16 protein-coding genes and 1 pseudogene are annotated in these 15,588 nt (G+C 73.2%); 11 read left to right on the forward strand and 6 right to left on the reverse strand.

What is annotated here, in order from left to right; translation table 11 throughout:
• The first annotated feature begins 145 nt into the window (after positions 1-145).
• The 8 genes from MRQ36_RS00330 to MRQ36_RS00365 all read left to right on the forward strand — a co-directional run bounded on the left by MRQ36_RS00330 (position 146) and on the right by MRQ36_RS00365 (position 8,881).
• Positions 146-1,156: a LacI family DNA-binding transcriptional regulator gene (locus MRQ36_RS00330; protein WP_242791338.1), complete on the forward strand. Its 1,011-nt coding sequence runs from the start codon at positions 146-148 to the stop codon at positions 1,154-1,156.
• Between the two features lie 237 nt (positions 1,157-1,393).
• Positions 1,394-2,722, forward strand: a complete 1,329-nt coding sequence (locus MRQ36_RS00335) for a sugar ABC transporter substrate-binding protein (RefSeq protein WP_242791339.1) — start codon at positions 1,394-1,396, stop codon at positions 2,720-2,722.
• Positions 2,719-3,693 carry a carbohydrate ABC transporter permease gene (locus tag MRQ36_RS00340; RefSeq protein WP_242791340.1) on the forward strand — a complete coding sequence of 325 codons (975 nt, stop codon included), beginning with the start codon at positions 2,719-2,721 and terminating at the stop codon, positions 3,691-3,693. Before MRQ36_RS00335 ends, MRQ36_RS00340 begins: the two co-directional genes overlap by 4 nt.
• On the forward strand, positions 3,693-4,529 hold the full coding sequence (locus MRQ36_RS00345) for a carbohydrate ABC transporter permease (RefSeq protein WP_242791341.1): 837 nt from the start codon (positions 3,693-3,695) through the stop codon (positions 4,527-4,529). The genes MRQ36_RS00340 and MRQ36_RS00345 overlap by 1 nt, the downstream gene beginning before the upstream one ends.
• 38 nt (positions 4,530-4,567) lie before the next feature.
• Positions 4,568-5,695: a glycoside hydrolase family 172 protein gene (locus MRQ36_RS00350; RefSeq protein ID WP_242791342.1), complete on the forward strand. Its 1,128-nt coding sequence runs from the start codon at positions 4,568-4,570 to the stop codon at positions 5,693-5,695.
• Between the two features lie 72 nt (positions 5,696-5,767).
• Positions 5,768-6,805, forward strand: coding sequence for a LacI family DNA-binding transcriptional regulator (locus MRQ36_RS00355; protein WP_242791344.1), 1,038 nt, complete (start codon positions 5,768-5,770; stop codon positions 6,803-6,805).
• A 102-nt stretch (positions 6,806-6,907) separates the two neighbouring features.
• On the forward strand, positions 6,908-7,954 hold the full coding sequence (locus tag MRQ36_RS00360; protein WP_242791346.1) for a glycosyl hydrolase family 32: 1,047 nt from the start codon (positions 6,908-6,910) through the stop codon (positions 7,952-7,954).
• Between the two features lie 3 nt (positions 7,955-7,957).
• Entirely contained in the window at positions 7,958-8,881 is a 924-nt protein-coding gene (locus MRQ36_RS00365; RefSeq protein WP_242791348.1) for a carbohydrate kinase, read from the forward strand.
• Between the two features lie 34 nt (positions 8,882-8,915).
• On the opposite strand, the gene MRQ36_RS00370 is transcribed toward MRQ36_RS00365, so the two are convergent.
• From MRQ36_RS00370 to MRQ36_RS00385, 4 genes are all read right to left on the reverse strand, one after another.
• Entirely contained in the window at positions 8,916-9,209 is a 294-nt protein-coding gene (locus tag MRQ36_RS00370; protein ID WP_242791350.1) for a DUF6510 family protein, read from the reverse strand.
• Positions 9,210-9,225: 16 nt separating this feature from the next.
• Positions 9,226-9,975, reverse strand: coding sequence for a ferredoxin reductase (locus MRQ36_RS00375; RefSeq protein ID WP_242791353.1), 750 nt, complete (start codon positions 9,973-9,975; stop codon positions 9,226-9,228).
• Position 9,976: 1 nt separating this feature from the next.
• A complete protein-coding gene (locus MRQ36_RS00380; RefSeq protein ID WP_242800771.1) occupies positions 9,977-10,567 on the reverse strand; it encodes a sulfite oxidase-like oxidoreductase in 591 nt (196 codons plus the stop codon).
• Between the two features lie 75 nt (positions 10,568-10,642).
• Positions 10,643-11,662: a TerC/Alx family metal homeostasis membrane protein gene (locus MRQ36_RS00385; protein WP_242791358.1), complete on the reverse strand. Its 1,020-nt coding sequence runs from the start codon at positions 11,660-11,662 to the stop codon at positions 10,643-10,645.
• Between the two features lie 259 nt (positions 11,663-11,921).
• Between MRQ36_RS00385 and MRQ36_RS00390 the strand changes: the two are divergent.
• Positions 11,922-13,084: pseudogene (locus MRQ36_RS00390) on the forward strand (CaiB/BaiF CoA transferase family protein).
• A 100-nt stretch (positions 13,085-13,184) separates the two neighbouring features.
• On the opposite strand, the gene MRQ36_RS00395 reads toward MRQ36_RS00390, so the two are convergent.
• Positions 13,185-13,595 carry a DUF2267 domain-containing protein gene (locus MRQ36_RS00395; RefSeq protein WP_242791360.1) on the reverse strand — a complete coding sequence of 137 codons (411 nt, stop codon included), beginning with the start codon at positions 13,593-13,595 and terminating at the stop codon, positions 13,185-13,187.
• Between the two features lie 154 nt (positions 13,596-13,749).
• Between MRQ36_RS00395 and MRQ36_RS00400 the strand changes: the two genes are divergently transcribed.
• Together MRQ36_RS00400 and MRQ36_RS00405 are read left to right on the forward strand one after the other, a co-directional pair.
• Positions 13,750-14,019: a DUF2795 domain-containing protein gene (locus MRQ36_RS00400; RefSeq protein WP_242791361.1), complete on the forward strand. Its 270-nt coding sequence runs from the start codon at positions 13,750-13,752 to the stop codon at positions 14,017-14,019.
• Between the two features lie 9 nt (positions 14,020-14,028).
• A complete protein-coding gene (locus MRQ36_RS00405; protein ID WP_242791363.1) occupies positions 14,029-14,691 on the forward strand; it encodes a DUF1345 domain-containing protein in 663 nt (220 codons plus the stop codon).
• Positions 14,692-14,905: 214 nt separating this feature from the next.
• Here the strand turns inward: MRQ36_RS00405 and MRQ36_RS00410 are convergent, their stop codons facing one another.
• Entirely contained in the window at positions 14,906-15,556 is a 651-nt protein-coding gene (locus MRQ36_RS00410) for a hypothetical protein (protein ID WP_242800773.1), read from the reverse strand.
• Between the last annotated feature and the right edge of the window lie 32 nt (positions 15,557-15,588).

A 15,588-nucleotide genomic window follows, 5' to 3' on the forward strand; every position in this document is an offset into this window, starting at 1 on the left:
GAACTCTCCGATGCTGGGGTGCCGGCACGGGCCGGGACGGTCGGGGAGAGTGACGAAACGATCGGTTCATCGATCGTTAACACGTGTTAGTACTCCGCGCCCCGTACCCTGTCAAGACACTGACCGCGACCGATAGGCTCGGCCGGTGACCGCCGAGCGCCCCGCCCGACCGTCCCAGCGGGACGTCGCCCGGCTGGCCGGGGTGTCCCGCACGACGGTCTCCTTCGTGGTCAACGGGGTGACCGACGTGGCCATCTCCCCCGCCACCCGGGCCAAGGTCTGGGCGGCCGTCGAGCAGCTCGGCTTCCGCCCCAACGAGCTGGCCCGGGGCCTGCGCTCCAGCCGCAGCACCGTGCTCGGCCTGGTCACCAGCGCCATCGCCACCACCCCGTACGCGGTGGGGATCATCAAGGGCGCGCAGGAGGCGGCGGCCCGGCACGGGTGGACGTTGCTGATCGTGGACACCGACGGCGCGGGCGAGCCGATGCTGGCCACCGCCGCCGCGATGACCCGCTGGCAGGCGGCCGGCCTGATCCTCGCCACCGACCACCACCGCACGCTGACCCTCGCCGGCGACCTGACCGGGTTGCCACCGACCGTCCTGGTCAACTGCGTCGACGCCGACGGCCGGCTGCCGGCCGTGGTGCCCGACGAGCGACAGGGCGGCCGGCTCGCCACGGCCACCCTGATCGAGGCGGGTCACACCCGGATCGGGCTGGTCAACGGCCCACCCGACTACCCGGCCTCGGCGGGCCGACTGGCCGGTTGGCGGGACGCGCACGCCGCCGCCGGGCTGGCGGTCGACGAGCGGCTGGTCCGGGTCGGCGACTGGTGGCAGGAGTCCGGCTACGCCCACGCCGCCGACCTGCTCGACCTGCCCGACCCGCCGACCGCGCTGTTCTGCGCGAACGACTGGATGGCGATGGGCGCGTACGACCTGCTGCGCGAGCGCGGCCGGCGCATCCCGGCCGACGTGGCGGTGGTCGGCTTCGACAACCGCGAGGAGATCGCGGCCCACCTCCGCCCGGCGCTGACCACCGTCGCCCTCCCCTACCGGGAGATGGGCCGCCGCGCCGTCGACCACCTCGTCGCCGGCACCCTCCCCGCCACCCCCGAACTCCTCCCCTGCCCCCTCATCCCCCGCGCCTCCCACTGACCCGTTTGCGTCTCCTTCCACCCGGATCCCGACGCAAAGCTCTTGATCACGAGGGCGAGGGGGGCGGGGCGGGGTCGCGGAAATTTACCGGTTCGACACTTGACCGCCACAGGACGCGCTCTTAGGCTCTGCCAAAAGCTTTTGCCAAAAGGTTTTGGCACTGGTCAACCGCACCCTCACCACGCGCCCCGGCGCGCGCCCCCACGCGCCCGGCGAACCCCTGAACGGAGCAGCATCATGGCCCCTCGCGCTCTCCCCGCGACAACCGGCGGGTGGCACCGCCGTGGCTTCCTCGGCCTCGCCGGCGGTGCCGGCGCCGCCGCCCTGCTCGGCACCGCCGCCTGCGGCGCCGGCGGCGACAGCGGCACCGGCTCGACCGACGCCAAGACCCTCACCGTGGCCTGTGAGGGCGGCGGCAAGATCGAGCTGCAGCCGGTGGTCGACAAGTTCAAGCAGGACACCGGCACCACCGTCACCCTGGTCGAACTCCCCTACGACGGCCTGTTCAACCGGCTGACCAGCGAACTGGCCAGCGGCAAGCCCTCCTTCGACGTCTGCGCCGTGGACGCCGTCTGGATCCCGCTGCTGGCGAACAAGCTCGCTCCCCTGGACGGCCTCTTCACCGCCGAGGTCAAGAACGACCTCTTCCCCGCCCTGGTCTCCGAGGCCCAGTCCGGCGGCGCGTTCATCGGCATGCCGGTCTGGACGAACAGCGAGATCCTCTTCTACCGCAAGGACCTCTTCGAGGACCCGAAGGAGAAGGCCGCCTTCGCCAAGAAGTACGGCTACCCGCTCGCCCCGCCGACCACCTGGCAGCAGTTCACCGACATCGCCACCTTCTTCACCCGGCCCGACCAGAAGCTCTACGGCACCGACGTCAAGGGCGCGGTGGAGACCGAGTGGCTGGCCCACGTGCTCCAGGCCGGCTCCCCCGGCGTGGTCCTCGACGACAGCGGCGCCGTCATCGTCGACAACGCCCAGCACCTCGCCGCGCTGACCTTCTACGCCGACCTGAACAACAAGCACAAGGTCGCCCCGGCCGGCGCCGCGCAGACCGACTGGAGCGCCGCGCAGAACCTGTTCAACCAGGGACAGACCGCGATGACCCGGTTCTGGGCGCACGCGTACCGGCAGATCCCGAAGGACGCGAAGGTGGCCGGCAAGGTCGGTGCCGCGCCGATGATCGGCGGCACCGCCGGCGTCGCCGGCATCCCCGGCCCGTGGTACCTGTCCGCCCCGAAGGGCGGCGCGAAGGGCGACCTCGCGCAGCAGTTCATCAAGGCCGCCTACGACAACAACGCGCTGAGCATCGAGACCAGCCTCGGCCTGGCCGCCCGCAAGTCCGCCTACCAGCAGTACGCCGACAAGCCCGGCTACGAGTCGTTCGGCCCGCTGCTGGCCACCCTCAACGCCTCCGCCACCCGGGCCCGCCCGGCCAGCCCGCACTGGCAGCGGATCGTGGACAGCGTCCTGGTCCCCACCATCCAGAAGGCGCTCACCCCGGGAGCGGACTACGCCGCCCTGCTCAAGGCCGCCCGTACCCAGATCGAGGGAATCATCAAGTGACCCGGACAGCGCCGGTGGCGCCGCCGCGTACCCCGTCGGCGCCGGCACCGGGAACCGCCGCCGTCCGACGGCGGTCGCGGGCCCGCGGCCGGTTGTCGGACGCGGGGTACGCCACCCTGCTCGCCGCCCCGGCTGCGGTGGTGCTGCTCGCGCTGGTCGGCTGGCCGCTGGTCAAGCTCGTGGTGGACAGCCTGTACACCGGCTCGGGGCTCGGCGACGGGCGGAGCTTCGCCGGGCTGGACAACTACCTGACCGCGCTGACCGACCCGGGCATCCGGGCGGCGGCCGGCCGGACCCTGGCGTACACGGTGATCGTGGTGACGGCCGAGCTGGTGCTCGGCCTGGCGGTGGCGCTGCTGTTCCACCGGCTCGGCCCGAAGGCCCGGATCCTGCAGACCCTCTTCCTCTATCCGCTGATGATCGCCCCGGTGGTCGCCGGCCTGCTCTGGCGGTTCCTGATGATCGACAACGTCGGCATCGTCAACGAACTGCTCACCCGGGTCGGCCTGCTGGACAACCCCGGTGACGTCTCCTGGCTCAGCGACCCCGACCTGGTGCTCTTCTCGGTGGCGCTGCCGGACATCTGGCTCACCACCTCCTTCATGACCCTGGTGCTCTACGCCGGCCTCCAGGCCATTCCACCGGACCTGTACGAGGCGGCCCGCCTCGACGGCGCGCGCGGACTGCGGCTGCTGGTCAGCGTGACCCTGCCGCTGCTGCGGCCGGTGATCGCGGTGGCGCTGATCATCCGGGGCGTGGACGCCGCCCGGGCGTTCGACGTGATCCTCATCCAGACCGACGGCGGTCCGCAGTCCGCGTCGGAGACGTTGAGCCTGACCATCTACAAGACGATGGTCAGCTACAACGACCCCGGCACGGCCGCCGCCACCAGCACCCTGTTCATGATCGTCATGATGCTGGTCGCGATGGTCGCGGTGCTGACCATCTGGCGACCGGGCAAGGAGTCCTGATGTCGCACCTGCTCGCCGCGCGGATCAGGACCGGGCTGCTCTGGGCCGCCGCCGTCGCGGTCGTGGCGCTCTACGCCTTCCCCTTAGGCTACCTCGTGCTCACCTCGTTCAAGCCGGCCGTCGACGCCATCGCGGTGCCCCCCACCGTGCTGCCGCAACGGTTCAGCCTGGACAACTACCTCACCGCGCTCCAGCGGCCCGGGGTCACCGCCTCGTTCGTCAACAGCGTCAGCACCGCGGTGATCGCGACGCTGCTGTCGATGGCCCTGGCCATCCCGGCGGCCTGGGCGATCACCCGCTACCGCAGCCGCACCGGGCGGATCCTGATGGCCGGCTCGCTGCTGGTCCGGATGGCCCCGGCGGTGGCCGTCGGCATCCCGCTGGTCACCATCCTCGGCGCGGTGGGCCTCACCGACACTCCGACCGGGCTGGCCCTGGCCCAGACCACGGTGGCGCTGCCGCTGTCGATCTGGCTGCTGGCCAGCTTCTTCGAGGGCGTGCCCCGGGAGATCGAGGAGGCCGCGCTGGTCGACGGCTGCGGCCGGTTCACCGCGCTGCGGCGGGTGATCCTGCCGGTGGTCTCCGGCGGGGTCGCGGTCACCGCCATCTTCGCCTTCCTCGCCTCCTGGAACGAGTTCCTCTTCGCCCTGCTGCTCACCTCGGTACGCGCGCAGACCACCCCGATCGCGATCGCCAACTTCCAGAGCCAGTTCGGCCTCGACTGGGGCCCGATGACGGCGCTGGCCACCCTCTACTCCGTACCCGCGGTCGTCCTCACGCTGCTGCTGCAACGGCGGATCGTCGCCGGGCTCAGCCTCGGCGCGGTCAAGGGCTGACGCACCAATTCCCCGTACCACCCCGGAAAGGAAGCACCATGTCGTTCTGGCGACCCACCAGCCCTCTCGCGGGCCTCACCCGGGTCAAGGCCGGCCGCTCCAAGCGCGAGTCGAGCTGGGACCGTACCGGCGGCAACCGCGACTTCGCGGTCGTCCCGCCGGGCGAGACGCACGTCCTCGCGGACATCGAGGGCACCGGCGTCATCGAGCACATCTGGCTGACCACCCGCTGCTACTCGGAGAAGTACCTGCGCAAGCTGGTCATCGAGATGTACTGGGACGGCGAGGAGAACCCGAGCGTGCGCAGCCCGCTGGGTGACTTCTTCGGCGTCGGGCACGCCACCTGCACGCACTACGTGTCGCTGCCGCTGAGCATGGTGTTCGGCCCGCGCCGCGGCCCTAAGGGGCCGTTCGCCGCCGCGATGAACTCGTACTTCCCGATGCCGTTCGGCAGCTCGGCGAAGATCGTCATCCGGAACGAGTCGGACAAGCCGATCGAGAACCTCTTCTACTACGTCGACTACGACCTGACCGACGAGGCGAAGCCGGACGACGTGGCCTACTTCCACGCGTACTACCGGCAGGAGAAGCCCTGCACGCCGGTGCCGAACGGGCTGGCCCCGGGTGAGGTGCCGAACCCGTGGGACCTGCCCGGGGTGAACCTGACCGGTGACGACAACTACGTCATCCTCGACACCGACGGCGGGGCCGGGCACTACGTGGGCTGCGTGCTGAGCATCGACAACCACAACGCCTCCAACCAGCCGTACACCTGGCCCGGCGAGGGCGACGACATGATCTTCATCGACGGCGAGCAGTGGCCCCCGTCGCTGCACGGCACCGGCACCGAGGACTACTTCAACGCGGCGTGGGGCTTCCCCAGCGGCGCGTACGCCGGGCCGTACCACGGCATCAGCCTGGCCAGCAGCCCGCAGGAGCACTTCGGCCTGTGGAGCATGTACCGGTTCCACATCGAGGACCCGGTGCGCTTCTCGAAGTCGATCAGGGTGACGATCGAGCACGGGCACGCCAACGACCAGGGCAACGACTTCTCCTCTGTCGCGTACTGGTACCAGCACCACCCGCACAAGCCGCTCGCCGAGCTGCCGCCCGTGGAGGAGCGCCTGCCGCGCCGCTGGCCCGAGCACGGCCTGTGGGACGAGTGACCGGTCCGATACCGTTGACCGGCCGTCCACTCCGGACGTCCGGACCCCCGCGAGCAGGGTGATGGTGAGCTGATGGGATCCAAGGCGAGCATCCGGGACGTCGCCGCCGCGGCGGGCGTCTCGGTGACCACCGTGTCCCACGTGCTGAACAACAAGTCCGGCACCCGGGTCAGCCCGGAGACCCGCGAACGCGTCGAGTCGGCGGCCCGCCAGCTCGGCTACGCGGCGAACGGGTTGGCCCGGGGGCTGCGGCTGCAACGCTCGCAGACCCTCGGCCTGCTCAGCGACGTCATCGCCACCACCCCGCACGCCGGCCGGATCATCCTCGGCGCGCAGGAGACCGCCTCGGCGCGCGGCTGGGTGCTCATGCTGCTCACCACCGGGGGCGACCCGGAGGTCGAGCGGCGGGAGATCCAGGCGCTCGCCCAGCACCGGGTCGACGGCGTCCTCTACGCGACCATGTACCACCGGGTGGTGCGGGTCCCCGACGAGCTGGCGCCGATGCCGGTGGTGCTGCTCGACGCCACCAGCGCCGACCCGGCGTGGCCGTCGGTGGTGCCCGACGAGCGCGGCGGCGGCGAGGTCGCCGTCCGCGAGCTACTCACCCACGGCCACCGGCGGATCGGTTTCGTCACCAACGTCGACGACATCCCCGCCACCCGGGGCCGGCTGCTCGGCTACCAGGCGGCGCTGCGCGAGGCCGGGGTGCCGTTCCGGCCGGAGCTGGTGCACGCCGAGGTCTCCGACAGCCACGGCGGCTACCGCGCGTCCCGCGACCTGCTCGGGCTGCCGGACCGGCCCACCGCCCTGTTCTGTTTCAACGACCGGATGGCGATGGGCGCCTACCGGGCCGCCGCGGAGCTCGGCCTGCGGATCCCCACCGACCTGTCGGTGATCGGTTTCGACAACCAGGAACTCATCGCGGAGGGGCTGTTCCCCGGGCTGAGCACGGTGGCGCTGCCGCACTACGAGATGGGCGCCTGGGCGGTGGAGACCATGGTCGACCTGCTCAACCAGCCGAAGGGGACCCGCCGGCGGACCGCCCGGCAGGTCGTCATGCCCTGTCCCCTGGTCCGCCGCGACTCGGTCGCCGCCGCCCCACCCGCCTGAGCCACCGCCGTACCCCGTCGGTCTCCCCCGCCGACGCCACCCGCCGCCGTGCGCGGCGGCCGAACCCCCGCCGCCTGCGCGCGGCACCGAAAGGACCCCACCGTGCTGCGACTTCCCGACGCCTGGATCTGGGACTTCTGGTTCGCCCGCGAGGGTGACACCCACCATCTGTACTTCCTGCGCGCCTCCCGGGCGCTCGGCGACCCGGAGCGGCGGCACTTCCGGGCCAGCGTCGGCCACGCCGTCTCCACCGACCTGCGCAGCTGGACCCAGCTCGCCGACGCGCTGGTCCCCGCCGACCGGCCCGCCTTCGACGACGTCGCCACCTGGACCGGTTCGGTCCTGCGCGGGCCCGACGACCGCTGGTACATGTTCTACACCGGGGCCGGCAGCACCGAGCGCGCGCTGGTGCAGCGGATCGGGCTGGCCACCTCGACCGACCTGGTCACCTGGGAACGGCACCCCGCCGCGCCGGTGCTCACCGCCGCCGGCCGCTGGTACGAGCGGTTCGGCGACTCGACCTGGCAGGACGAGGCGTGGCGGGACCCGTGGGTCTTCGCCGACCCGGACGGCGACGGCTGGCACATGCTGATCACGGCGCGGGCCAACGAGGGCCCGGTCGACGACCGGGGCGTCATCGCGCACGCCCGCTCGCACGACCTGGTGCACTGGGAGGCGCAGCCGCCGGTCACCGCCCCGGGCAGCGGCTTCGGGCACCTGGAGGTGCCGCAGGTGGAGATCGTCGACGGCCGGCCGATCCTGCTCTTCTCGTGCCTGCACGACCAGCTCGCCGAGCGCTGCCGGGACGCCCGCGCCTGCGGGGTCTGGGCGGTGCCCGGGGACTCGCTGCTCGGCCCGTTCGACGCCGCGAAGGCACAGCGGCTCACCGACGACAGCCTCTACAGCGGACGCCTGGTCCGCGACGACAACGGCCGCTGGCAGCTGCTGGCCTTCCTGCACCACGACGAGGAGGGTCGCTTCGTCGGTGAGCTGAGCGACCCGATCCCGGTCCGGGTCCTCCCGGACGGCACGGTGCTGCTCGGGGACGCCGAGCCGGGCACGCCCTACTCGGTGCACGGCCGTCGGCAGGTCGCCCCGGACCCGACGCAGGCCGGCGACCGGACCCAGGCCGACACCGTGGGAGTCTGACGCGTGCTCACCGTGCTCGGCGAGGCCGTGATCGACCTCGCGCCCTCCGGCGTCGGCGACCTGTTCGCCGCGCACCCCGGCGGCAGCCCGCTCAACGTCGCGGTGGGGCTGGCCCGGCTCGGCCGCCCCACCACCATGCTGGCCCGGTTCTCCCGGGCCGCCTTCGGGCGGCGGTTGCAGGCCCACGCCGAGACCAACGGGGTGGATGTCACCTCGGCGGTGGCCGACGACCGGCCGGCCACCCTTGCCGTCGTCTCGCTCGACGACACGGGAGCGGCCGGCTACGACTTCTATCTGGACGGCACCAGCGACTGGCACTGGACCGCCGACGAGCTGACCGGGCTGCCCGCCGACACCCGGGTGCTGCACACCGGCTCCCTCGCGGTGCTGCTGCCGCCCGGCGCGGACGCGGTCGCCGACCTGCTGGCCCGCGAGCACGCCGCCGGGCGGGTGCTGGTCAGCCTCGACCCGAACGTCCGCCCGGCGGTGCTCGCCGACCCGGCCGCCGCCCGGGACCGGCTGCTCACGCTGGCCCGGCACACCCACCTGGTCAAGGCCAGCGACGAGGACCTGGCCTGGCTCTTCCCCGGGGCCCCGGTGGAGACCGCCGCCCGCCGGTTGCTCGACCTCGGCGTACGCCTGGTGGTGGTCACCCGGGGGGCGGCCGGCTCCTACGCCGCGACCACGTCGGTCGAGGTGAGCCGGCCCGCCCGGCGGGTGACCGTGGTGGACACCGTCGGGGCCGGGGACGCGTTCACCGCCGGGCTGCTGGACGCCCTGGTCGAGGCGGACGCGGCGACCCCGACGGCGATCGGGGACCTCGACGTGGAACGACTCGGCGCGGTGCTCGACCACGCCACCCTCGTCGCCGCGCTGACCTGCCAGCGGGCCGGCGCGGACCCGCCCCATCGCGCCGACCTCGCCTGACCGCCGCGTGCTGACGGGCCCGACCCGCGACGGCTCAGAGCGGACGCGGGTGGGGCTGGTCGAGGGGCATCGGCACCTGGAGATAGGTGGAGCCGCGCAGGTCCAGCCAGGCCCGGTCGGGGGCGCGGACCAGCCGCAGCATCACCTCCGTGCAGGTGGGGCAGCGGCCGACCAGTCCGGGCGCGTGGGAGAAGACGTGCAGCCCGGCCATCGGGCCGACCGTCCCGCACGACGCGCAGCGCCCGGTGGCGGAGCTGAGGTCGACGGCGAACAGCTCGCCCAGCGGCCCGTCGAGCATGTTGCCGTCCAGGTACGACATGTCGGTCATCAGGTCTCCTCGCCGTTCACCCGGTCGGGCCGAACCGTTCGGTCTTCACCCGCCGCGCCGGATGCCCCAACCCGACCAGCAGGTCCGCCGCCGTCTCCACGAACCCGGTCGGGCCGCAGACGAAGCAGAGCGGCTCCAGGTCGGCCGGCCAGCCGTGCGTGTTCACGTCGGCCAGGCCGAGCCGGTGCGGTTCGCCCCGCCAGCCGTCGGGCGCCGCCCGGGTGTAGACGTACGCCACGTCGAGGCCCTGGTCGTCGCGGGCCCGGCGGCGCAGCTCGTCGGCGTAGATGACGTCCGCCGGGGTGCGCACCGAGTAGATCAGCCGGAACGGCGCCCGGCTGCCCGCCGCGCGGCGGGCCCGGATCATCGCCATCAGCGGCACCACCCCGGAGCCGCCGGCCACCAGCAGCACCGGCGCGGTCTCCGCGGTCCGCCAGACGAACCAGCCACCGACCGGCCCGCGCACCTCCACCGGGTCGCCGGGGGCGAAGACGTCGATCAGGTACGGCGAGACCTCACCGTCGGGCACCTTCTGCACGGTCAGCGCGATCCGGTCGCCCTCGGCGGGCCAAGCCAGCGAGTACGAGCGGGCGGCCTGGTAGCCGTCCGGGGCGGTGAGCCGGACGTCGACGTGCTGCCCGGCCAGGTGCCCCGGCCAGCCCGGCACCTCCAGCACCAGGGTCTGCGCGGTCGGCGTCTCGGTCCGGCGCTCCACCAGGCGGGCCACCCGCCAGGTCAACGGCCCACCGGTCCTCGGTACGGCCACCTCAGTCGCCCTGGTAGCGCTGCTCACGCCACGGGTCGCCGTAGTCGTGGTAGCCGGCGGTCTCCCAGAAGCCCGGCTCGTCGTCGACCAGCAGCCGGATCCCGCGCACCCACTTCGCCGACTTCCAGAAGTAGAGGTGCGGCACCAGCAGCCGGGCCGGTCCGCCGTGCTCGCGGTCCAGCGGCGCACCGTCGAACGTGTGCGCCACCCACGCCCGCCCGTCCCGCAGGTCCTCCAGCGGCAGGTTGGTGGTGTACCCGCCGTACGAGTGGACCAGCGCGTAGTCGGCGGCGGTGTCGATGCCGTCGAGCAGGGTGTCCAGCGAGACGCCCTGCCAGCTGGTGCCGAGCTTGGACCAGCGGGTGACGCAGTGGATGTCCACCGTCGGCGTCTCCTGGGGCAGCGCCATCAGCTCGGCCCAGGACCAGCGGTGGTCCGTGCCGGTCTCGTCGGTGATGACGAACTCCCAGGTCTCCTGCGACACCCTGGGGGTGGGGCCGGCGGAGAGCACGGGGAAGTCCTCGGTCAGGTACTGCCCCGGTGGCAGGGCCGGCTCCGCCGAGCGGGGCCGGCCCTGGAACCCTGGCGACACGATTCCCACTCGCCTTTCCTACCACCCGGGGGGCGGCAGGGGCATCGGGTCGCCGTATCCGGTGGCGCGGGCAGCTCAGTGCCGCTCGGCGACGACCTCCTTGTCGCCGGGCGGGGCGTCGCGGGTGGCGCGGAGGCTGGTCAGCGTCACCACCACCAACACGCCGATGATCACGCCGAGGGAGGCCAGCGTCGGGATCTCCGGCACGCCGGCCCAGATGCCGTGCGCCCAGTGCAGGCCGAGCTTGACGCCGATGAAGGCGAGGATGATGGCCAGGCCGTAGCTGAGGTGCACCAGCCGGCTCAGCGCGGCGTGCAGCACGAAGTAGAGCGCCCGCAGTCCGAGCAGCGCGAAGGCGTTGGTGGCGAAGACCAGGTACGGGTCCTCGGTGATGCCGTAGACGGCGGGCACCGAGTCGACGGCGAAGACGATGTCGGTGGCGAGCACCGCGACGACGACCAGCGCGAACGGGGTGAGCGCGCGGCGGCCCGCCTGGCGGATGGTCAACTTCGTGCCGTGGTACTCGTCGACCACCGGCATCACCTTGCGCAGCAGCTTGACCGACCGCATCTTGTTGATGTCGACCTCCTGCTCGTGCCCGGAGACGGCGTCGCGCAGCAGCTTGACCGCGGTGGCGATCAGGATCAGGCCGAACAGCAGGAAGGCGAAGTCGAGGGTCTGCAGGGCGGCGGCGCCGAGGGCGATGAAGACCGCGCGCAGCACCAGCGCGCCGGCGATGCCGTAGAGCAGCACCCGCTGGGCTAGCACGGCGGGCACCGCGAACGCGGCGAGCAGCAGCATGAAGACGAACAGGTTGTCGACCGACAGGGACTTCTCGACCAGGTAACCGGTGAGGTATTCCACGCCCTGCTGGGAGCCGAAGCGGGACCAGATCCACGCGCCGAACGCCAGCGGCAGGGCGATGTAGAACGCCGACCAGCCGAGCGCCTCGCGCATCGACACCTCGTGCGGGCGGCGGGTGACCAGGAAGTCCAGCACCAGCAGCACGAGTACGCCGACGATGGTGACCGCCCAGAGCGTGGGCGTACCGACCGACGACAACTCGGCGGCGGACAGATAGGTCAGATCGCGCATGGAGCCTCCTCGAACACCGTGTCATGTTCGAGGTCTCCTTCACCCACGGATCGTGGGCAACCACCCGAGGCACGCCCGGGGCGCGCCGTACTGACCGGAATGGTTCGTGGGAAGTACTCCCCTCGTGGCTCCCAGGTTAGGGCATCCTCACCGTGCTGCCAAACTTCGACGCAGCACGGTTGCCCTGGTCAACGGCTGTGTGGGAGCGCGGCGCCGGTCCCGGGCGCCGGGCGGCGACGCCTGCGCCTATCGTGGCCCGATGACCGATGACGCCCCGGCCCCGAGCGGCCCGCTGACCGGCGTACGGGTGGTGGAGCTGGCCGGGATCGGTCCCGGCCCGTTCGCCGCGATGATGCTGGCCGACCTCGGCGCGGACGTGGTCCGGGTGGACCGCACCAGCCCGGCCGGCTTCGGCAGTCCGCCCGGTGACCTGCTCAACCGGGGCCGCCGGTCCGTCGCCGTGGACCTCAAGTCGCCCGGGGGCCGGGAGGTCGTGCTGGCCCTGGTCGCGGGTGCCGACGCGCTGGTCGAGGGGTTCCGCCCCGGGGTCACCGAACGGCTCGGCCTCGGCCCGCAGGACTGCCACCGGGTCAACCCCCGCCTGGTGTACGGCCGGATGACCGGCTGGGGTCAGGACGGCCCGCTCGCCCCGTCGGCCGGGCACGACATCGACTACCTGGCGTTGACCGGGGCGCTGCACGGCATCGGCCGGGCCGGCGAGCGCCCGGTGCCGCCGATGAACCTGCTCGGCGACTTCGGTGGCGGCGGCATGATGCTGGCCCTGGGCGTGGTCGCCGCCCTGTACGCGGTCCGCGCCGGCGCGCCCGGCCAGGTGGTGGACGCGGCGATCGTGGACGGCGTGTCGGTGCTGTCCACCCAGATCCACGCGCTGCGTCGGTTCGGCATGTGGCGGGACCCGCGCGGGGTGAACCTGCTCGACGGCGGCGCCCCGTTCTACGACACGTACGAGTGCGCCGACGGCCGGCACGTCGCCGTCGGCGCGCTGGAGCCGCAGTTCTATGCCGAACTGGTCCGGCTGACCGGCTTCCCGCTCCCCGGCGACGAGGCGCCCGACCGGAACGACCCGGCGAACTGGCCGGCGCTGCGCGCGGCGTGGGCACGGTTGTTCCGGACCCGCACCCGCGACGAGTGGACCGCCCTGCTGGCCGGTACGGACGCCTGCGTCGCGCCGGTGCTGGACTGGCGGGAGGCGCCGGAGCACCCGCACCTGGCCGCCCGGGGGGTCTTCGTCGACCACGACGGGGTGACCCAGCCCGCGCCCGCCCCGCGCTTCTCCGGCACCCGACCGCGCTGCGCCGGCCGCCGCCGACGCCCGGCGAGCACACCGACGAACTCCTCGCCGAGGCGGGCTTCGACGCGGAGCGCATCGCCGCCCTGAGGAACAGCGGCGCGATCGGCTGACCCGGCGGCACCGCGGCCATCAGCGGCCGCGGACGCCGGCAGGCGGGCGCGCGACCGGTCGGCGGCGTTCCCGCCGGCCGGGCGAACGACGGGCGGTGCGTCAGGGGCGGCGGAGGGTGGCGCCGGGGGCCAGGGCCGGCTCCACCATGTCCCGGTAGTCGCGTGGTAGCTGGGTGACCAGGTCGTCGAACTCGCCGCCGCTGATCGCCTCGCGCAGCGCGGTGAAGACCGCCCGGATCGCGTCCCGGGCGACGTTGCCGTCCACCCCGGCCCGCCGGCCGACCCGGGCGACGAACTCGGCCGCACCGAACCGGTCGGCGGCCTCCGTGTCGGGGCCCGGCTTCAGCACCACCTGCAGCGGCCGGGGCAGCTGGCCGGCGAGGTCGAGGACCTCACCACCGGTGAGCCGCTCGGCCAGCGTCTCCAGGGTGGCGTGGGTCAACTCGACCGCCCGTTCGGACGAGGTCCGGGTGCGCTGGGCGACCTGGTCGACGAAGGTGTCGTAGTTCATCGGTGGTACCCCCTTCGGGTGCTCGCCGCCGCGTACCCGGCGATGCCGGCGGAAAACGGCGGTGAAATTCTCCGGCGGCCGGGCGTGACCGGCGGGCCGGTGGGTAACCGCGGCCGGTCGTGACCGCAACCCCAGGCGCGAGGGAGCCCGTTCCATGGCGAGTTACACGGACGTCCTTGAGTACCTGTCGGCGTTGGACTACCCGGCCGGGAAGGACGACGTCGTCCGCGAGGCCGAACGGGAGGGCGCGCCGCCGGAGGTGCTGAAGGCGCTGCGGGCGTTGCCCCCGGTGGACTACGCCAACGGCACCGAGGTGGCCCGGTCGGCCGGCATCGACGCCGCACCGGAGGTGGACGCGTCGCAGCGGGCGGCGCAGGCCCGCGAGCCGCACACCCGGGTGTCGCAGCACCTGCGCGGCATCTGACCGACCCCGGTGCGGCGTCCGAGCGGCCACCCCGACGGGCACACCCCGGCGGCGGTCCAGCTCACCGTGATGGGGCTGGTCGGGGTGGCCTGCGGGGGACTCTTCGGGATCCTGCTCTCCGCCCGGCTCGCCCCGCTGGTGGGCTGGGACGCCGCGGCGCTGGCGTGGCTGGTCCTGCTCTGGTGGCGACTGTGGCGGGTGGACGCCGACGGCACCGCCCGGCTGGCCGTACGGGAGGACCCGAACCGGGCCGTCCGGGACGTGCTGCTGCTGGTGGCGTGCCTGGCCAGCCTGGTGGCGGTGGGCGTGCTGCTGACCACCGCACACCCGATCGCGCCGGGCCTGCCGCTGGACGCCTACGGCGGGCTGGGCGTGCTCAGTGTGGTGCTGTCCTGGTTCGTCGTGCACACCGTCTTCACCACCCGGTACGCCCGCCTCTACTACGCCCGTACGCCACCGGGCGGGGTGGACTTCCACCAGGCCGAGGCGCCCTGCTTCGCGGACTTCGCCTATCTGGCGTTCACCGTCGGGGCGACGTTCCAGGTCTCCGACACCGACCTGTCCGGCGCGGAACTGCGGCGTACGGTGCTGCGGCACGCCCTGCTGTCGTACCTGTTCGGGGCGGTGATCATCGCCGCCACGGTGAACCTGCTGGCCGCGCTGGCGAAATAGCCCCGCAGACAGGCGGGCGCCCCGGGTCACGAACCGCGACCTGGGGCGCCACGCAGTACCTGTCCCAGCGGGTCCGCGCCCGAACCGGGTCGCGGCCGCCAGGGTGGTGGATGGTCGCCCGAACCGGGCGGGCATCCCTGCCACGATCATCGTACCGGACGCCATCATCCGAACGGATGACTTTCGGGGAAGTGTGTCCGGGGGCACGTCCTGATCAGCGGGTCAGCTCGGCGTACCGCTTCTCCAGGTCGACTCGGGCGAGGGCCCCCACCAGCCAGGACAGCCGCTCCGACTCACCGCTGCCGGCCAGGCCGGCCAGGTCGGCGGCCGACCGCCCCAGCCCGAGCCGACGGGCGGCGACCAGGGCCCGCCGGTCGGCCACCGGCGCCACCTCCCGCCACACCGCCTGCACCTCGCGGAGGAACAGCTCGACCACCTGGTCGTCCACGCCGGGCAGGTCGGTGAGCAGCCGCCGCTCCCGGGCGGCGTCCTGGTGCGCCTCGGTCCGCAGCCGGCGCAGGTCGCCCCGGTACCGCTCCACCACCGTACGGGCCAGGTCGCCGAGGACGTCGGCGAGCCCGTCGACGTCACCGCGCCGGCCCGCCTCGCGCAGCACCCGGACCCGGTCGGCGTGCAGCGACCCGGCCAGCCGGGCCGCGCTGTCCCAGCCGTTGGCGCGCAGCGCGTCGGCGGCGGCCACGGCGCGCCGGAAGTCCCCGCGCCGGCCGAGCAGAACGGACAGGTAGAGCACCTGGAACAGGTGGGACGGGTTGTTGACGACACGGAAGCCGTACTGCTCCGCGAAGCCCCGGCCGTCGCCGGCGAGCCGGCGGACCAGCCGCTTCTTCTCCTCGATGCTGGACATCGCACTGGTCGACATACCGGCGACTACCCGCA

Source organism: Micromonospora sp. R77, from assembly GCF_022747945.1.
In the GTDB taxonomy this organism is placed as follows: Bacteria; Actinomycetota; Actinomycetes; order Mycobacteriales; family Micromonosporaceae; genus Micromonospora.

Coding starts and splice junctions, on each gene's coding strand:
- MRQ36_RS00335 (WP_242791339.1), top strand. CDS start 1,394: ATGGCCCCTCGCGCTCTCCCCGCGACAACCGGCGGGTGGCACCGCCGT.
- MRQ36_RS00345 (WP_242791341.1), top strand. CDS start 3,693: ATGTCGCACCTGCTCGCCGCGCGGATCAGGACCGGGCTGCTCTGGGCC.
- MRQ36_RS00350 (WP_242791342.1), top strand. CDS start 4,568: ATGTCGTTCTGGCGACCCACCAGCCCTCTCGCGGGCCTCACCCGGGTC.
- MRQ36_RS00355 (WP_242791344.1), top strand. CDS start 5,768: ATGGGATCCAAGGCGAGCATCCGGGACGTCGCCGCCGCGGCGGGCGTC.
- MRQ36_RS00370 (WP_242791350.1), bottom strand. CDS start 9,209: ATGACCGACATGTCGTACCTGGACGGCAACATGCTCGACGGGCCGCTG.
- MRQ36_RS00385 (WP_242791358.1), bottom strand. CDS start 11,662: ATGCGCGATCTGACCTATCTGTCCGCCGCCGAGTTGTCGTCGGTCGGT.
- MRQ36_RS00395 (WP_242791360.1), bottom strand. CDS start 13,595: ATGAACTACGACACCTTCGTCGACCAGGTCGCCCAGCGCACCCGGACC.
- MRQ36_RS00400 (WP_242791361.1), top strand. CDS start 13,750: ATGGCGAGTTACACGGACGTCCTTGAGTACCTGTCGGCGTTGGACTAC.
- MRQ36_RS00410 (WP_242800773.1), bottom strand. CDS start 15,556: ATGTCCAGCATCGAGGAGAAGAAGCGGCTGGTCCGCCGGCTCGCCGGC.